The 16,622-nt window shown below is 47.2% G+C and carries 13 protein-coding genes; 4 read left to right on the top strand and 9 right to left on the bottom strand.

Annotated elements, in window-relative coordinates; genetic code table 11:
- Positions 1-5: 5 nt before the first annotated feature.
- From clpB to rluD, 3 genes are all read right to left on the bottom strand, one after another.
- Entirely contained in the window at positions 6-2,639 is a 2,634-nt protein-coding gene (gene clpB / locus Q1A08_RS12805; protein ID WP_299773500.1) for an ATP-dependent chaperone ClpB, read from the bottom strand.
- Between the two features lie 192 nt (positions 2,640-2,831).
- Complete coding sequence (gene pgeF, locus Q1A08_RS12810) at positions 2,832-3,614, bottom strand: peptidoglycan editing factor PgeF (protein ID WP_299773502.1); 783 nt, start codon at positions 3,612-3,614, stop codon at positions 2,832-2,834.
- Between the two features lie 36 nt (positions 3,615-3,650).
- Positions 3,651-4,673 carry a 23S rRNA pseudouridine(1911/1915/1917) synthase RluD gene (gene rluD / locus Q1A08_RS12815; RefSeq protein ID WP_299773504.1) on the bottom strand — a complete coding sequence of 341 codons (1,023 nt, stop codon included), beginning with the start codon at positions 4,671-4,673 and terminating at the stop codon, positions 3,651-3,653.
- Between the two features lie 389 nt (positions 4,674-5,062).
- On the opposite strand from rluD, the gene Q1A08_RS12820 reads away from it, so the two are divergent.
- Positions 5,063-6,067, top strand: a complete 1,005-nt coding sequence (locus tag Q1A08_RS12820) for an outer membrane protein assembly factor BamD (protein WP_363323532.1) — start codon at positions 5,063-5,065, stop codon at positions 6,065-6,067.
- A gap of 78 nt (positions 6,068-6,145) precedes the next feature.
- Here Q1A08_RS12820 and Q1A08_RS12825 read toward each other — a convergent pair whose 3' ends face one another.
- The 5 genes from Q1A08_RS12825 to Q1A08_RS12845 all read right to left on the bottom strand — a co-directional run bounded on the left by Q1A08_RS12825 (position 6,146) and on the right by Q1A08_RS12845 (position 10,697).
- On the bottom strand, positions 6,146-6,436 hold the full coding sequence (locus Q1A08_RS12825) for a transcriptional regulator (protein WP_299773506.1): 291 nt from the start codon (positions 6,434-6,436) through the stop codon (positions 6,146-6,148).
- A complete protein-coding gene (locus Q1A08_RS12830) occupies positions 6,429-6,908 on the bottom strand; it encodes a hypothetical protein (RefSeq protein ID WP_299773507.1) in 480 nt (159 codons plus the stop codon). Before Q1A08_RS12830 ends, Q1A08_RS12825 begins: the two co-directional genes overlap by 8 nt.
- A 118-nt stretch (positions 6,909-7,026) precedes the next feature.
- Entirely contained in the window at positions 7,027-7,638 is a 612-nt protein-coding gene (locus tag Q1A08_RS12835; RefSeq protein WP_299773509.1) for a hypothetical protein, read from the bottom strand.
- Positions 7,639-7,835: 197 nt separating this feature from the next.
- Positions 7,836-9,200: an APC family permease gene (locus Q1A08_RS12840; RefSeq protein ID WP_299773511.1), complete on the bottom strand. Its 1,365-nt coding sequence runs from the start codon at positions 9,198-9,200 to the stop codon at positions 7,836-7,838.
- A 135-nt stretch (positions 9,201-9,335) separates the two neighbouring features.
- Positions 9,336-10,697 (bottom strand): aspartate aminotransferase family protein, encoded by a 1,362-nt coding sequence (locus Q1A08_RS12845; protein ID WP_299773513.1) that lies wholly within the window; start codon positions 10,695-10,697, stop codon positions 9,336-9,338.
- A gap of 299 nt (positions 10,698-10,996) precedes the next feature.
- Between Q1A08_RS12845 and Q1A08_RS12850 the strand changes: the two genes are divergently transcribed.
- The 3 genes from Q1A08_RS12850 (at position 10,997) to Q1A08_RS12860 (ending at position 15,930) form a co-directional block, all read left to right on the top strand.
- Complete coding sequence (locus Q1A08_RS12850; protein ID WP_299773515.1) at positions 10,997-11,899, top strand: LuxR C-terminal-related transcriptional regulator; 903 nt, start codon at positions 10,997-10,999, stop codon at positions 11,897-11,899.
- 272 nt (positions 11,900-12,171) lie between these two features.
- Entirely contained in the window at positions 12,172-14,493 is a 2,322-nt protein-coding gene (locus Q1A08_RS12855; protein ID WP_299773517.1) for a TonB-dependent receptor, read from the top strand.
- Between the two features lie 63 nt (positions 14,494-14,556).
- Positions 14,557-15,930 carry a glutamine synthetase family protein gene (locus tag Q1A08_RS12860; protein ID WP_299773519.1) on the top strand — a complete coding sequence of 458 codons (1,374 nt, stop codon included), beginning with the start codon at positions 14,557-14,559 and terminating at the stop codon, positions 15,928-15,930.
- Positions 15,931-16,189: 259 nt separating this feature from the next.
- On the opposite strand, the gene Q1A08_RS12865 is transcribed toward Q1A08_RS12860, so the two are convergent.
- Positions 16,190-16,477: a helix-turn-helix domain-containing protein gene (locus Q1A08_RS12865; RefSeq protein ID WP_299773521.1), complete on the bottom strand. Its 288-nt coding sequence runs from the start codon at positions 16,475-16,477 to the stop codon at positions 16,190-16,192.
- Between the last annotated feature and the right edge of the window lie 145 nt (positions 16,478-16,622).

Below are 16,622 nucleotides of genomic sequence, written 5' to 3' on the forward strand. Positions count from 1 at the left end.
ATTTATTAATGAGCTTCAAAGGCTAATTTATTGCCATTTAAACTTGCCACAATGGTCTGTCCTGGCGAAAACTTACCAGACAAAATATCTTCCGCCAGTGGATTTTCCACTAAGGCCTGAATTGCCCGCTTTAAAGGCCTCGCACCATAGACTGGATCAAAGCCCGCTTCAGAAATCATATCCATGACCGAGTCATCAAGCTCTATACTCAGCTCACGTTCTGCCAATCGCTGACTTAAACGTGCCAGCTGAATATTTGCAATGCTCTGAATATGTTCCTTACCCAACGGATGAAATACTACTGACTCATCAATTCGGTTAATCAGTTCAGGGCGAAAGTGTTGAGTAACAACCTCCATAACCGCTTCCTTCATTGCCGCATAACGAGTTTCCGTTAAGGTAGAGTCTTCAGCGGGCGCATTGAAATCGATAGCGTCGTATGAGCGGTCATTTGCCAAATCCTGAATTCGATCCGAGCCCATATTCGAGGTCATTACCACGACGGTATTGCGAAAATCGACCGTGCGCCCCTGGCCATCGGTTAAGCGGCCGTCTTCTAAGACCTGCAATAGAATATTGAAAACATCTGGGTGCGCCTTTTCGATCTCATCTAGTAGCACCACAGAATATGGCTTACGGCGAACGGCTTCAGTTAAATATCCGCCCTCTTCGTAACCCACATACCCAGGAGGCGCACCGATTAATCGAGCAACGGAGTGCTTCTCCATAAACTCCGACATATCGATTCGCACCAAAGCGTCTTCGGTATCGAACAGGAATGTCGCTAAGGCTTTACACAGCTCGGTCTTACCGACACCGGTTGGCCCTAAAAATAAGAAGGAGCCATTGGGGCGATTCGGGTCTGATAGGCCAGCGCGAGAGCGACGTACCGCATTAGATACAGCAACAACAGCCTCACTTTGGCCTATGACACGCTTGTGTAACACACCTTCCATTTGCAGCAGTTTTTCACGTTCTCCTTCGAGCATTTTACTGACTGGAATACCTGTCCACTTGGAAACAACTTCCGCAATTTCTTCATCGGTAACTTTGTTACGCAGTAGCTGCATGGGCGCTTGTTCGGCGGTGTCAGCAGTTGCTATCTGCTTTTCCAGCTGAGGAATCAAACCGTATTGCAACTCCGACATGCGCCCTAGATCACCAGCACGGCGGGCGGATTCTAGGTCAAGCTTGGCTTGTTCCAACTGGCTTTTGGCTTCGGCGGAACCGCTGAGCGCCGATTTTTCGGCGCGCCATATTTCATCAAGATCGGCGTACTTGCGTTCAACCTCTAAAATGTCAGCATCCAGCAACTCTAACTGTTTGCGTGCACCTTCTGATTCATCTTTTTTCACCGCTTCACGTTCAATTTTTAATTGAATTAGGCGGCGCTCCAAACGATCCATATCCTCTGGTTTGGAATCTATCTCCATGCGAATTCTACTCGCCGCTTCATCCACAAGATCGATAGCTTTATCCGGTAACTGGCGATCACTGATATAGCGCTGGGACAGTTTGGTGGCAGCAATAATCGCGGAGTCGGTGATATCAACACCGTGGTGGACCTCATAGCGCTCTTTTAAACCGCGTAAAATCGCAATGGTATCTTCTTCTGTTGGCTCATCGACCTGAACCTTTTGGAAACGACGCTCAAGTGCGGCATCTTTTTCAATATACTGGCGGTACTCATCTAGTGTGGTTGCACCCACACAGTGTAACTCTCCACGCGCCAAGGCAGGTTTTAACATATTGCCAGCATCCATGGCGCCATCGGTTTTACCCGCCCCTACCATGGTGTGCAATTCATCAATAAAGAGAATAACTTGCCCTTCTTGTTTTGATAGCTCATTCAAAACACTTTTTAAACGCTCTTCAAATTCGCCGCGAAATTTTGCACCCGCCAAAAGAGAACCAAGATCCAAAGATAATAGCTTTTTATCTTTTAGGCCTTCGGGTACTTCACCATTAACAATACGCTGAGCCAAACCTTCAACAATCGCAGTTTTACCCACACCTGGCTCACCAATTAATACTGGATTGTTTTTAGTACGGCGCTGAAGCACTTGTACGGTGCGACGAATTTCATCGTCACGACCAATCACCGGGTCTAGCTTACCCGCCAATGCACGCTCGGTTAAATCTACCGTGTATTTATCTAAAGCTTGGCGATTGCCTTCTGCCTCTGGGCTATCCACAGATTCACCACCTCGAATGGTTTTAATGGTGTTTTCTAGATGTTTAATATCACCATGGGCTTCTAAAAGACTGGCCAATGAGTTGCTGCCGTCTTTCCAGGCAGCTAATAAAACCGCCTCACTGGCAATAAACTGATCACCATGTTGTTGCGCAGTTTTATCAGCGAGATTTAAGAGACGCGCCAGCTCACTGGATAGCGGCACCTCGCCCGTAGGATTGTTAACCTTAGCAAGCTCAGCCAGCTTTTTTTCAATAGCTTGATTTAAACCCGCCATATCAAAGCCGGCTTGGTTTAATAGCGGTCTCACCGCACTACCCTGTTGCTGCAGCATTGCTGCTAACAGGTGTACGGCATCTAATTGGGTATGGTCTTGGCCAACGGCCAAAGATTGCGCTTCAGAAAGGGCGCTTTGTAACTGATTAGTCAGACGATCGAATCGCATAATCACCTCTATGTGTTTTACGAGCCATCAGGCCTCGTATCTATCACCCGCCTTGCATTCAAGCACGAGTCGCACATGGGGCAGCCCGCCCCGCTCAGCCTTTATATATACTATATTAGGCTCTATATATTAGATGGGGACAAGCTTTGAGAATTCAACAGTTACCTAAAAAACACGGTTGCTTTCGATCGCTTATTTGCGCCAGATCAAACTGGCCATGCGGCCGCAGCGGCTGTCGCCAGCCTGACTAGAGCGACGGAAGGAAAAGTAATTATGCTCATCAGCAAAGCTGCATTCATCGCCACCATAAATATTGGCAAGCCCCAAACTTGCTAGCTGCGCTTTAGCAATAGCGGCCAAGTCTAAGTGATACTTCAAAGGGTTGTTTTTAGATGGCAAGGATGCCGCTGCTATAGCCTCCAGAATATCGGCATTTGGAGCGACCTCAAAAAAGGTCTCCAATACCTCAACACCCACTTCAAAATACTGCTGGCTAATCGCAGGCCCTATATAGGCCTGCCATGGGCTGCTTTTATTACCCTGCTTATTTAGCTCGCCAAAATTGTCCAATAAAATTCCGTTCGCTAAACCACGCCAACCCGCATGAATTGCCGCTACCGCCGAACCATCCAAACGCCACATTAACACCGGCAAGCAATCAGCCGTTAAAACTGCACAGGCCAGCCCAGCTTCAGTGCTAAAGCTGGCATCAGCATTTGGACACTGCTCTTGCCCAGCCTGAATCATCTGGCAGCTGTGCGTCTGATTTAGCCATTGGATGCGCTCGGCAGCGGACATCGAATTTAACAGCAGCTCTCTGTTCGCGGCAACCGCGGCCGCGTCATCAGCAACGTGATCCGCAACATTAAAACCGCTGTATGGCCCCTGACTCTGGCCTCCTAAGCGCCGAGTGACGAGCAGGCCAATATTCTCTGGCAAAGGTATATCGGGTGTGTATTCAAAATCAGCTGCCACAGAATATCTCCTTATCCTAAGAGCCCACTCTAAAAATCAAAGCGTTTCAAATCCGGTTTGGGATGCTTTAAGATCAGCAAGCAAATCCACCATATCCGCAGGCAGCTCAGCATCCCACTCCATATATTCACCGCTAGTTGGGTGAATCAAGCCCAACTGCGCAGCATGCAAGGCCTGGCGAGGAAAGCCACGTAGTTTTTCTATAAGTGCTTTATCTAAGCCCTTAGGAATTTTAAAGCGGCCGGCATACGCCGAGTCCCCTACCAAGGGGTATCCTATATGAGCCATATGAACACGAATTTGGTGAGTTCGACCTGTTTCAAGCTTCAAGCGAATATGAGTATAAGCATCAAAACGCTTAATCACTCGATAATGGGTGATGGCCTCTTTACCACCAAAATTCAGCACCGCCATCTTAGTGCGCTGCTTAGGGTGGCGACCAATATTGGCTTCCACCATACCACCGCCTGTCATCACACCTTGCGAGATAGCTTCATATTCCCGCGATACGCTACGCTCTTGTAACTGTGCAACTAGGTCAGTGTGGGCTTCCAAGGTCTTCGCCACCACCATCAAACCAGTGGTGTCCTTATCCAAACGGTGCACAATACCAGCTCGGGGCACATGAATTAGATCGGGGCAGTGGTGCAATAAAGCATTTAATAAGGTACCCGTATGATTCCCCGCTGCAGGGTGCACCACCAAGCCCATGGGCTTATTCAGCACCAGGATATCGCTATCCTCATAAACAATATCCAGATCAATCGCCTCGGGCTGCCAGCTACCTTGTTCTTGCAACTCAGCTTTTAGCTCAAGCAGCTCCCCGCCTAGCATCTTATCTCGTGTTTTAGCTTTTGACCCATTAACAGTGAGCTCTCCGCTCTTAATCCATGCTTGTAATTTAGAGCGAGAGTAGGAAGAAAACAATTCGGCGGCCGCCTGATCTAGGCGCTGACCACTGGCCGTCTCAGCAACTGTGGCCGATTCTTCGACCCGCTTATTAACTGCTTCTTCAGATAAATCGTCTAGCTCATCTACAGGAGGGATATTTTCATTCATTCTAATGTCTACCTATGGCCTGCCGGCCAAAATCTGTGCAGCGTTATTGCCACTGTGTATTTTCAAGCTTAAAAACAGTCTAAACGCCTGTTTTTTGAACAACACAGGACTTAACTGCGGCATTAAGATCGAAGGATTTGCCTTATTTTTGAAGGCCTTAACAGGCAATCAAGCTATATCGGCTCAGGCAGAACGAATACCTTGGGGTTTCGCTCGGCCTTGTGTTTAAATAGCACCCTTAACTTTTTGTCGGCCAAATGCTCGCAGCTTTACTGTGACATTCTGACCATCAGACAACAAGCGATCGATAACTCGTTTGGGCGGAAAGTGGTTATTTTAAACCGTTTCCACAAGAAAAACTAAAACACTCCTAATAGAGAGTTCTGAACATGCAAAACTACCCCTACATCGGGGCCAAGCTGGTCTTAAGCCTTTTATTGGCACTCACCTTAAGCGGTTGCTCTTACTTCCAAGATGAAGAAGAAGAGGATAAGCCTCAGTATGATACCGAGCGTCAGTTTTACGAAGCCGCAAAACGCCAGTTGGACACCAAGCAGTGGGAGCGCGCAACCAAAACTCTACAAGCGCTGGAAGAGAGCTTTCCCTTTGGTAAATATGCCGAGCAAGCTCAGCTCGAGTTAATTTACGCCTACTATAAGAGCTCTGAAACTGAGGCCGCCTCTGCCGCTGCCGATCGCTTTATTCGCCTACACCCTCAACACCGTAATGTAGACTATGCCTATTATATGAAAGGCCTCTCTTCATTTTCTGAAGGTAAAGGTCTTTTTGAACGCTTCTTACCTACTGACCTTACCCGTCGTGACCCAGGTAGCGCTCGCGAATCATTCACCTACTTTTCACAGCTGATTGCTCGCTTCCCTAATAGCCCTTATGCGCCGGATGCTGAAAAGCGCATGATCTATTTACGTAACTTGCTAGCGCGCTATGAAATTCACGTAGCTAACTACTATTTTAAGCGTGGTGCTTACGTAGCAGCCACTAATCGTGGTCGCTATGTGATTGAGAACTTCCAAAAAACCCCAGCGGTACCTGATGGCCTAGCAGTAATGGTTCAAGGCTACCACGCTCTAGGCATGGATGATTTAGCCGAGACAAACTTAGCGGTTCTTAAAGAAAACTACCCAGAGCACCCAGCAATCGGCAACGATGGCAGCTTCAACTACCAGTTCCATGCCGATTCTGGCGAACGCGGCTGGTTAAGCAAAGCAACCTTTGGCTTTATGGACAAACAAGACCCACCAGGATTTGATAGCCGTGCGGTTTATAATCCAGCCTATAAAGCTGACCGCAAAGCCCGCCAAGCAGTTGATGCACAAGAGGCTAGCGGAGATCGTCCTTGGTATCACCGTATTACTTTTGGTTTGTTTGAATAATCGAACCGACGAAAAGCAAACAAAAAAGCCTGCATTCGCAGGCTTTTTTGTTTCTTCTGATTTGATATTCTTCGCAAATTAATCATTTAGCTCAGCAACAATTTCTTTTAATGCTGCCACATGACCACTAAAGGCTTGCCTGCCTATAGACGTCAAAGCAATCCAACTTCGCGGTCGCGCATAGTCACTTCGTTTGGTAATGCTGATGTAGCCTGCTTCTTCCAAAGTTTTTAGATGTTTCGATAACACCGAATCACTCACTTCCAACTGCTCTTTTAGGAACTTAAACTCCAGTTCAGAAGCCGTAGATAGCGCGGCGCATATCTGCAAGCGATTCGGCGCATGAATAACCGTATCTAGCTTACTCATTGTTACTTCCAGCCCTTTGCAATTCTCCGGCTGGATGCCAATGCTGAAAATACATCATTAACGCGGCACATAAAAATGCGGATACAAAAGGCGCAAACTCAAAACCCAGCAAACGTAGCTCTCTTCCGGCAACCAATAAGAACGCTAAAACAATACCACTCAGTAGATGAAACATCGCACTGCTACTGGTTTTAGGAAGGATATTGATCTTCATTCCTAGCAATTTGGAACTATAAACTGCTAATAAGACAAAACCAAAAAAGAAAGCTCCCCCAATCCACATGGCCAGAGCCCAAAGGTTTTCATGTTCAGTCATACCCCAACCAAATACAATAAAACCATAGCTAATGCTAATACAGGCCGACATCCATAAAGGCACCCTTAAGGCCTTCTGCATATTCTTTTGGCTGCTTTCAATTTCATTCAAGGCCGCCTGGGCGGCTTTTGCATCGATAGATTCATTATTACTCATTCGCTCGCTCCTACACAGTTACTTTCCAACATGGAAAGTAACTATAGCTATTACTTTCCATATTGGAAAGTAATATTTTAGATTTATAAAAAAGTGCTTTTAAAACAACAAGATAAGCTTAATGAAGGGCTAATGATTTCTTAACTCTATGGGCAGAAACGGTTGGAGCTGCCATTAGAACCGATAGATAAGTTCCCAGCAGGAAGACTACCGTGAGCGCGAGACTATAAAGCATATCCGACACTGTAGCGCTCTGCTTGAGAACAACAACAGCCACAAGGCCCATAGAACAGAGATATAAAAATAATGCCGAGCCAAACAAATAAACAGCCAAGAAGTAGTCTCCCCAAGCAATATTAACCTGCAACTTTCCTGCCGATAACTTAACGAAGTTACCCGCTCGATGATAATCTCTAATGGGAAGTTTTTTGGGGCATGACTTGAATGCCAATAATATCGCCTCGCGAAGTTTCTTATCTGCATCCAAGCCTGTACATAGGCGGTAACTTTCCTGCGCTAACGATTCCTCAAGGCACTCCCTGCTTATGCCGCATAACTGGGGAAGCGCCAAAGCATCAATCATTGCTTGTTGTTTACTAAAGCGAAAGTTCTTCCAAAAGGAGAATAAAATAGGCGTTACAGCAATTAACCAAAAAAGCGCTACAACGATAAACTTAGAGGGATCATTCCCGTTCAACAGACTGACTAATTCCTGCAGTAATAGATCCACAAACACTCCTTAAGATATGACAGATAAAAAGGAATAATTGCAGAAGCAGGCTACAGTCTCCATGACGTGATATTACGCTTGATAGAGACCGCAGCAACAGAAATCAATATGCCAATAAAAGACAATAGATCAAAGGGAAAAATCTTGCAGCAATAGATCAATTATTGCTGCAAGATTACAAACGAAACAATCGAAAACTAAGCTCGTTCGCCCTGAGACTCAGCTACGCGAACCAGTACTTCACCCAACAACATCGTCACTATAGTGCCAATCAATACCGGCCACTGCATGCCCTCTTCCGGTACATAGATAAATAGTACGATTGCCAATACGATGACGGCCAAACAAAGATAAGCCAACAAGCGCGCAACAAAAGGGCCGCCTGGCACTTTAAATGGGCGTACTGTATCAGCATCATCACGACGTAACTTTAAGAATGACAGCATCATGCCGATGTAGGTTAACAAGAAGATAACCGCACTGAAGGAAAATAAAGACCAGAATAAATCTTCATTGGAAGACGCCATCAATCCGTACAGCAATAACACAACTGTACTTACTACACCCATCGCAATAGCGGCACCGACAGGCGTACCGAAACGCTCATGTTCTTTGGCGAAGATTTTCGGCAACTCACCATCAATAGCGGCTTCGGCCATTGAGCGGTTACAACCCATTGCCCAGGTAACACCATTTGAGAAAAAGGTATATAGCGCAGCCACACCCAGCACCATCACAAAAGCAGCGCCCAGGCTTGAACCACCAAACAACATATTTAAGGTATCTACCAAGCCTTCCACTAAGTTTACATCGGCAACTGGAACCGCAGCTAAAACAGCAAAGGTACCTAAACTGTAAAACGCTAAAATTATTAAACCAGAAATCAAAATTGCTTTAGGTATATCTCGCGCAGGATTTTCCATTTCTTCACTACTCGAGCTCATTAGCTCGAAGCCCAGCATGCCGTAAATAATGGCTGGAATATACTCTAGACTGCTACTCCAATTGGGCGCAATTGTGCTTAGGTTAATTTCATTGGCCATGCCTTCGTTTTGTACATGCACCAAGCCACCTATGATCAAGGCGGCAAAAATTACAATCTTTAGAATAGCCCCTAAATTGGGCACCCACTTGCCGATGTTGAGGGTCATAATATTAATGACTACAGCCACCCAAGAAAGCGCTATCCCCATCCCGATCTGCCATGCAAGCGATAAGTCTGGCGCAAACAGTTGCTTAAAGACACCGGCAAAAAGAATAAAAATAGCCGGATTCCAAAGCGCGGTGTTTACCCAATAGGCCCAGGAGATTCTCGATCCCCAGCGTTTACCAAAGGCATTTCGCACCCAGGCATATACACCACCCTGCTCAGGATAACTGGTGCCCATTTCTGCGCTAATCAAACCGAATGGTAAAAAGAAAATTAAACCTAAAAACAGCCACCAAAAAATACTCGACACCCCCACTGCAGCAGCAGCCGCCAATGTGTCTAATAATAAAATGGCCGAGACAGTAAACAGAGTTAGGTCGGGTAATCGGAGAGATTTAATATGCTTGCTCATGAGGTACCTGAATCTATCGCTTAGATGCCGCTTAAGCGGCTTTTATAGTTTGTGTTGTTATTATGCTACCACCCCCACCAAATAAGGGGCATAAAAAAAGCCCCAGTCTTTTCAGGCTGGGGCTAATGCACTACATCAAGTCAACTTGCTTAGAGTGATGTCTAAGGCTTTTTTCGCCTTCTCCACCAACTCATCAATCTGTTCTTTAGTGAGCGTTAGCGGTGGCGCTACCACCATCATGTCGCCAACGGCGCGCATCACCAAACCACTTTCGGTACAGGCATCTCGACAAATTGCACCTGCGGTACAATCATCGTCAAAGCGCTCGCGGCTTGCTTTGTCTTTTACCAGCTCTAAAGCTGCCAAGAAACCTACGCCACGAGTTTCGCCAACTAATGGGTGCTCGGCCAACTCAGCCCAGCGTTTTTGCAAATAAGGGCCAGTCTCTTCGCGAACACGTTCGATGTACTTGCCTTCTTGCAAAGATTTAATGGTCGCGATGGCGGCAGCACAAGCTGCAGGGTGACCTGAGTAAGTAAAGCCGTGGGTAAACTCGCCGCCTTTGCTTTTTAGAACATCAGCTACGCGATCGGAAACCATTACGCCACCAAGAGGCTGGTAGCCATTAGTAACGCCTTTAGCAAATGGCATTAGATCTGGCTTGGCGCCGTAGTAAGTAGAACCGAACCACTCACCGGTACGACCAAAGCCACAAATCACTTCGTCACATACCAACAAAATGCCTTTTTCTTCACAGATGCGTGAAATTTCAGGCCAGTAAGATTCTGGTGGAACAATCACACCGCCGGCACCCTGGATCGGCTCGGCAATAAAGGCGGCAACCTTATCAGCGCCTAGCTCATCAATTTTAGCTTCTAGCTGGCGGGCAACCTGAACACCAAACTCAGCTGGATCAGTATCGCCACCTTCACCAAACCAGTAAGGCTGATCGATGTGGACAATACCTGGTAAAGTAGCGTATTGCTTGTGCATGCCATTCATACCACCAAGGCTGCCTGCAGCAATGGTAGAGCCGTGGTAGCCATTCTTACGAGCAATAATCGTTTTGCGCTCTGGCTGCTCTTGCAGATCCCAAAAGCGGTGGATCATACGAATAACAGTGTCGTTAGCCTCTGAACCCGAGTTGGTGTAGAACACATTGTTCATATGCTCAGGTGCGATTTCAGTCAGCAGGCGCGACAATTCGATCGAAGGCGGGTGGCTACACTGGAAGAAGTTATTGTAGAACGGCAGCTCGGTTAGCTGCTGATTTACTGCTTCAACAATCTCTTTGCGACCGTAACCTAGGTTACAGCACCACAGACCAGCCATACCGTCTAGAACCTGATTGCCTTCGCTATCGTAAATATAAACGCCTTCGGCCTTAACGATAATACGACTGCCCTTTTCGGCCAGCTCTTTAAAATCGGTAAATGGGTGCAGGTGGTGCTTGGCATCCAATTCCTGCCATTGGGCGGTGCTACGTACTTCGCTCATTCTCTTCTCCAATTCAGCCAGTGGCACCATGCTTTTGATAGCTGCTGCCTTGATGATAGGGCCGTGGTGATACAATTCGTGGATTACCTGCTTATGGGATCATAAACACATGCCCAGCAACAACACCCCAACTGGGGTAGGCCCATGGAAATCAGCAAATTGCTCTTGGACTATCATTAGCCTTTAAAAACAATCAATTAGCGGGACTTGGCCACTAAAGCAAGATTTGACAAGGCCCCAGCGCAAGATTAGATTGAGGGAATACCATAAGCATAAACAAACGCCAGAACCTACAAATCATGCCAGATCAAGCCACTAGCCCTATCGCGCTGCCTAACCTAGCCCAATGGAATCAGGCCCTGGCTCAAATTGTAGACCACTGCGGTAAAGAAGCTTTCTTTGCGCAAATGGTGGCGGTATTGCAACAGCACCTAGAAGTGGATCACCCCCAAATCTGGATGTTTCGCCGCGACTTAGCGCCTGAGGCCATTTACTACGAGATCGCCAGTGAAGAAGTTGATGTTCAAATCGATCGCTACATCGATGGTGGTTATTTACTAGACCCCTTTTATCTTTCCGGCATTAAGAATCAGAAATCCCCTGGGGTCTATCGCATTACCGAGATTAGCGCCTCACACTTTAAGCAAAGCGACTACTACCGCAGCTACTATGCCCAACTGGACACCAGCGATGAGATTGCCTATATCATCGAGCTAGATGACGATGCCTGCCTGCACATCTCTCTGATGCGTAATAAGCAAACCCGGGCATTTAGCGAAGAAGAACTGCGCTTCTTGCAGGAAATCGAGCCGAGCATTCGTAGCATCTCACAATTACACGCACGCTTAGCCAACTTGGTGCAAATGGAAGGTGAGCGTATTGATGTGCGCGGTGTGAATAAAAGTGTTCACCGAGCTTTTGACCTGTTTGGCCGCTCGCTTCTCACAGGTCGCGAGAAGGACGTTTTGGGCTTGATGCTACAAGGTCATAACACCAATCTATCTGCCGAAAAGCTTGGCATCTCCCCCGAAACCTTGCGCCGTCATCGCAAGAATATGTACCAAAAACTGGATGTTAGCTCTCAAACCGAGCTGTTTTCGCTGTTCCTTAACTCTCTCTCCCACTTTGAGCAATCTCCAGGGGAAGACCCGCTGGCCAGCTATTTTGCCAAACCCGAATCGGCCAGCGACAACGATAACTAACCGTATTTTATACGGCTTAAGAGCCCCCAAACCGCCAATCCCAATGAAGCACTTACCCCAAACGGGGCATTGTTTGCTTTACTCACAGCGCTAGGATGTCATAAGGCCTGTTAACAGGCCCCCAAAGCTCGTTGGGCCCAGCTACATCAAGTGCAGCAAGCCCGCGAACTTAGACTATTTTAATAATGCGTTTGCGCAATATAAGACCGAAGCCCTGGAGCTAAGGTCACAGCCAAAATAACACCTATAAAACTCCAGTGGAGAGTCTACCCATGAGCAAAACTACGCAATATTTTTCCAAAAGCCTTCTGTCTGTGGCGATTGCTGCAAGCAGTATGTCTGCTGTCGCAGTGGAGATTGAGGAGGTTGTTGTAACCGCCCAGAAGCGCGAACAAAGCCTGCAAGACGTGCCATTAGCGGTAAACGCTTTTAGCCAAAACTTTATGGAGCGCGCTGGCGTTGAAGACGTTCGCGATCTCGTTGTACTTTCCCCAGGCTTCAGTGGTGCCACTGAAGACAGCTTCTCTGATGCAATGGCCATGCGCGGCATTAGCACCAACGATTTTGGTGTTGGCGGTGACCCATCAGTAGCCGTATTTGTTGACGGTGTATGGGCCGGTCGTACCGGTGGTGTACAGAGCTCCTTCTACGATATGGCTGGCGCCGAAGTAGTAAAGGGCCCGCAGGGCACACTATTTGGTCGTAATGCCATTGCCGGTGCAGTAAGCATCAAAACTCAAAAGCCAGTAATGGATGAGTTTGAAGGCAAAGTAAAAGTAGGCATTGCCGAATATAACCGTTTTGAAACTACCGGTACCGTAAACGTACCACTAAGTGAAAACTGGGCCATGCGCGCCAGTGTTTACGGCTTAACCGAAGACGGTTACCTAGAAAATATCCAAGGTGGTGATGACTTTGGTTTCCACGACCGTAGTTCCGCACGTGTTGCTTTGCGTTACTCTGGCGATACCGTTGATGCCACCATTACTGCTCAGTATGAAGACCGCGAGCAGAACTCTTCAATCTACTGGGACGAAACCCTTGGCCTACCAAAAGATAAAGTTAGCCAAGATCTAAAAGGCAAAGACGCTATCGATGAAGGTGAGATCGCCAATATTACCGCTAATGTTGAAATCGATCTAAATGAAAGCATGAGCCTAACTTCGATCACTGGCTGGAAGACATACAACTTTTACTACGTAGAAGATTATGATGCCCGCCCTACATTGATCGACAATTTCTTCCTAGATACCGATGTTGACTACTTCAGCCAAGAGCTACGCTTAAACTTTGAAGCAAGCGATACCCTAGTGGGTTTCTTGGGCGCAAGCTACTACAACGAAAGCATCGATGCCAACACCGGCACCATCGCGGACGAAGATGCGCTGTGTAATGCGATTGGTCGTACCGACTCCCCAGATTTTGATGGCCCGGTAACTGGCGGCTGTGCTGATCCAAACTTCTTACGCTACTGGCTAGAAGAAGAGCCGACAGCTGATGATATCGCCGAAGCTCGTGACTCTGTTCTAGATGGCAAGCGTGAAGATATTTACAACAAAGTTGAAGCTGATGGTTGGGCGGTATTTGCGGATCTAACTTGGACTCCAGCTGAAAACCTAGACATCATGTACGGCGTTCGTTACACCGAAGACACTAAAGAAATGGGTCTACGTGTAGCTGATTCTGGAGGCTACCTAGGTAACAACTTTAACTTTGAATATGTAATCCCAGATTTCGTTTACGACAAGCAAACTTGGAGTGACACCACCCAACGTATTGCTGCCAACTACCAGTTAAGCGATGAAATCACCCTATATGCCAACTATGGTCAGGGTTATAAGTCCGGTGGTTACGCGACCTACGGTGCTATCTTAGTTGATAACGATGAAGATGGTGTAGCCGACCCAGGTACCAAGCCAGAAGCCTTTGCACCAGAAACTGTAGACAGCTTTGAGATTGGTATTAAAACCAAACTGCTAGAAAACACCTTGCAAGCCAACTTCGCTTTGTATTCTTATACTTACGAAGATTTGCAGTTGTCATATTTTGATAACGGTGCCACCAAGGTTGAAAACCTAGGTGAAGCTGAAGGTACCGGTTTTGAATTAGACATTCGCTACTTGCCAAATGAAAACCTAGATTTGTTCTTCACCGCGTCTTATCAGGATACTGAAATCTCTGACGATACCGACGTTGTAGGTACGGCTTGTAACGAAGCCTGTGAAGGTAATCAGTTGCCATTCTCACCTAAGTTCAGCACCTCTACTGTAGCTACTTACAGCATGCCAATGGAAGCTGGTGAAGCCTACGTAACTGTTGAGCACTTCTTCCAAGGTAAACAGTACAGCGACCTAGACAACAACTCGCAAGTTTCCCAGGACAGCCACCACGAAACGAATCTTCGCATTGGATACGATGCCGAAGCTGAGTGGAGTGCGGTACTTTGGGTAGAGAACATCTTCAGTGAAGAGTACTTCGAGCGCGGTTGGGCAAACGGTGACTTGAACAACCAATACGGTTACGGCATTAACAATACTCAGGTTTGGGTATCTAAGCCACGCACCGTTGGTGTTGAGTTCAGCTACAACTTTTAATTTGTTTTAACCCGGAGCACGGAGCCAATTTTTGGCAAAGTGCTCCATGCCAAAGGCATTACTATGAACACATCCAGCTCGATAGATCCCCAGTTACAACAAGCTAGGGATTTTCTAGCGGCTAACCCCGACATTAATACCATTGAAGTTTTTCTTTGTGACTACAATGGCTTGCTACGCGGCAAACTGATTCCAAGAGAAAATCTGGAAAAGGTTTTTAAGGGTAACTTAAAGCTGCCCGTTACCGCATTAAGCATGGATGTTTGGGGGCGTGATTTAGAAGAGATCGTGTTCGCAACCGGTGATGCCGATGGCCTGTGTTTGCCTGTGCCAGGAAGCTTACAACGCGTACCCTGGCGCCCAGGCACCGCTCAAATGCAAATTACCATGGCCGATATGGATGCCCAAGATGACGATAGCGATCCGCGCGTTATCTTGAGTAATATTAGCCAGCAGTATGCCGCCAAGGGCTTGCGCCCTGTGGTTGCTGTAGAGATGGAATTCTTTTTATTAAAAGCCGAATTAAATGCCGACGGCAGCCCACAGCACAGCAGTGTGGAGGCCGACGGTTCTGCAAGTTTAGGTGGTCAACCTTACCATCTAGACAGCATGATCGAGCAGCGCGAGCTGCTGGATGAATTGCGTAGCGCTTGTGAAGCACTAGATCTACCTACCGATACTTTTGTAAAAGAAGCGGCACCTTCGCAGTATGAAATTAATTTAAACCACCTGCCAGACCCAGTGGCTGCTGCCGATGCCGCTTTTTTACTAAAGCGTGTTATTCGTGAAGTATGTCGTAAGCATGGTTACATTGCTTCGTTTATGGCCAAGCCTTTTGGTGATGAAGCTGGTAACGGTATGCACGTTCACTTTAGTTGCATCGATGAAGATGGCGAAAACATCTTTAGTGACGGTGGTGAAAAAGGCAGTGCAGCCTTGCAACATGCCATTGCCGGTACAGCAGCAACCATGAAAGATTGCATGGCGATTTTTGCACCTAATTTAAATTCCTATCGTCGTTTTCAAGCCGGCTGCCATGCCCCTACCTCACCTTGCTGGGGTTATGAAAACCGTACCGTAGCTTTACGTGTACCTGCAGGTGATGCCAAGGCTCGTCGTATCGAACACCGCATTGGTGGCGCCGATTGTAATCCTTATTTATTATTGGCCGCTATTCTGGCCGGTGCTCTAAAAGGTATGGAAGAAAAACTACCGGCGGATGCACCTATCGAAGGCGACGCCTATAGCCAAGTAGAACCAAGCTTGCCTCAATTTTGGCCAGAGTCTTTAAGCTTGTTTGAACAATCCGAGTTTATTCCAGCAACTTTCGGTGAAACCTTCCACCACCGCTACGCACTGTGCAAGCGCCAAGAGCTAAATGAATTCCACAGCCGAGTAACCCAGCTGGAATACAGCAGTTACTTAAAGTACATCTAAATCCCCTCCGAACGGGGTCAGATCCCTCGGGATCTGACCCCATATCGAAGCCGAGACCTACCGGCAAAGAAATTCTAATCGAAGCCCCCCAGACCGAACCAATAATCACGCCACAAAAAATACCATCGCGCTCTAGCTCCCTCGAATCAATCCCTTCGAATAGAAAAACAACACCCCAACAAGCCGGCCCCGAAAGCGGGGTCAGATCCCTCGGGATCTGACCCCACTGACCCCAAATCGAAGCCGAGATTTATGGGCCTTACAAATTTCTATCCGCCCAGATATTCAGCTGTAAGAGCTGCTCCGCCAACTCTGCCCCCGCCGCCGAATACGCAAAGCCTTCCTCATCATGCTCAACAATACCCAACTCCCGTAACTCTTTAAGCCTGCGATTTAGACTGGTCGGCGACAAATCATCGCAGCGGGCCTGCAACTGCCTAAAATTCATCGGTCCATTACGTAGCTCCCATAAAACCCTCAAGGCCCACTTCTGACCCAGGGCATCTAACAGACGCATAACGGGCCGTGACGAGTTATTTGTGCTCATAAAACATCTCTCAACCGGGATAAACGGGAATCTTTACAAATCTTGCTACATAAAGTGTAGCAAATTAAAAACCAGCAAACTATATTTGCTACACATTATGTAGCAATAGAATGAAGACAACATAGGATTGATTTCAAAGGAGAAG

Origin of the sequence: uncultured Pseudoteredinibacter sp., assembly GCF_947500695.1 — a bacterium.
GTDB lineage: Bacteria > Pseudomonadota > Gammaproteobacteria > Pseudomonadales > Cellvibrionaceae > Pseudoteredinibacter.

What these genes read in the sequence shown, in the direction of transcription:
- clpB (WP_299773500.1), bottom strand. Translation starts at nt 2,639, where the DNA reads ATGCGATTCGATCGTCTGACTAATCAGTTACAAAGCGCCCTTTCTGAA.
- rluD (WP_299773504.1), bottom strand. Translation starts at nt 4,673, where the DNA reads ATGAATGAAAATATCCCTCCTGTAGATGAGCTAGACGATTTATCTGAA.
- Q1A08_RS12820 (WP_363323532.1), top strand. Translation starts at nt 5,063, where the DNA reads ATGCAAAACTACCCCTACATCGGGGCCAAGCTGGTCTTAAGCCTTTTA.
- Q1A08_RS12825 (WP_299773506.1), bottom strand. Translation starts at nt 6,436, where the DNA reads ATGAGTAAGCTAGATACGGTTATTCATGCGCCGAATCGCTTGCAGATA.
- Q1A08_RS12830 (WP_299773507.1), bottom strand. Translation starts at nt 6,908, where the DNA reads ATGAGTAATAATGAATCTATCGATGCAAAAGCCGCCCAGGCGGCCTTG.
- Q1A08_RS12840 (WP_299773511.1), bottom strand. Translation starts at nt 9,200, where the DNA reads ATGAGCAAGCATATTAAATCTCTCCGATTACCCGACCTAACTCTGTTT.
- Q1A08_RS12845 (WP_299773513.1), bottom strand. Translation starts at nt 10,697, where the DNA reads ATGAGCGAAGTACGTAGCACCGCCCAATGGCAGGAATTGGATGCCAAG.
- Q1A08_RS12850 (WP_299773515.1), top strand. Translation starts at nt 10,997, where the DNA reads ATGCCAGATCAAGCCACTAGCCCTATCGCGCTGCCTAACCTAGCCCAA.
- Q1A08_RS12855 (WP_299773517.1), top strand. Translation starts at nt 12,172, where the DNA reads ATGAGCAAAACTACGCAATATTTTTCCAAAAGCCTTCTGTCTGTGGCG.
- Q1A08_RS12860 (WP_299773519.1), top strand. Translation starts at nt 14,557, where the DNA reads ATGAACACATCCAGCTCGATAGATCCCCAGTTACAACAAGCTAGGGAT.
- Q1A08_RS12865 (WP_299773521.1), bottom strand. Translation starts at nt 16,477, where the DNA reads ATGAGCACAAATAACTCGTCACGGCCCGTTATGCGTCTGTTAGATGCC.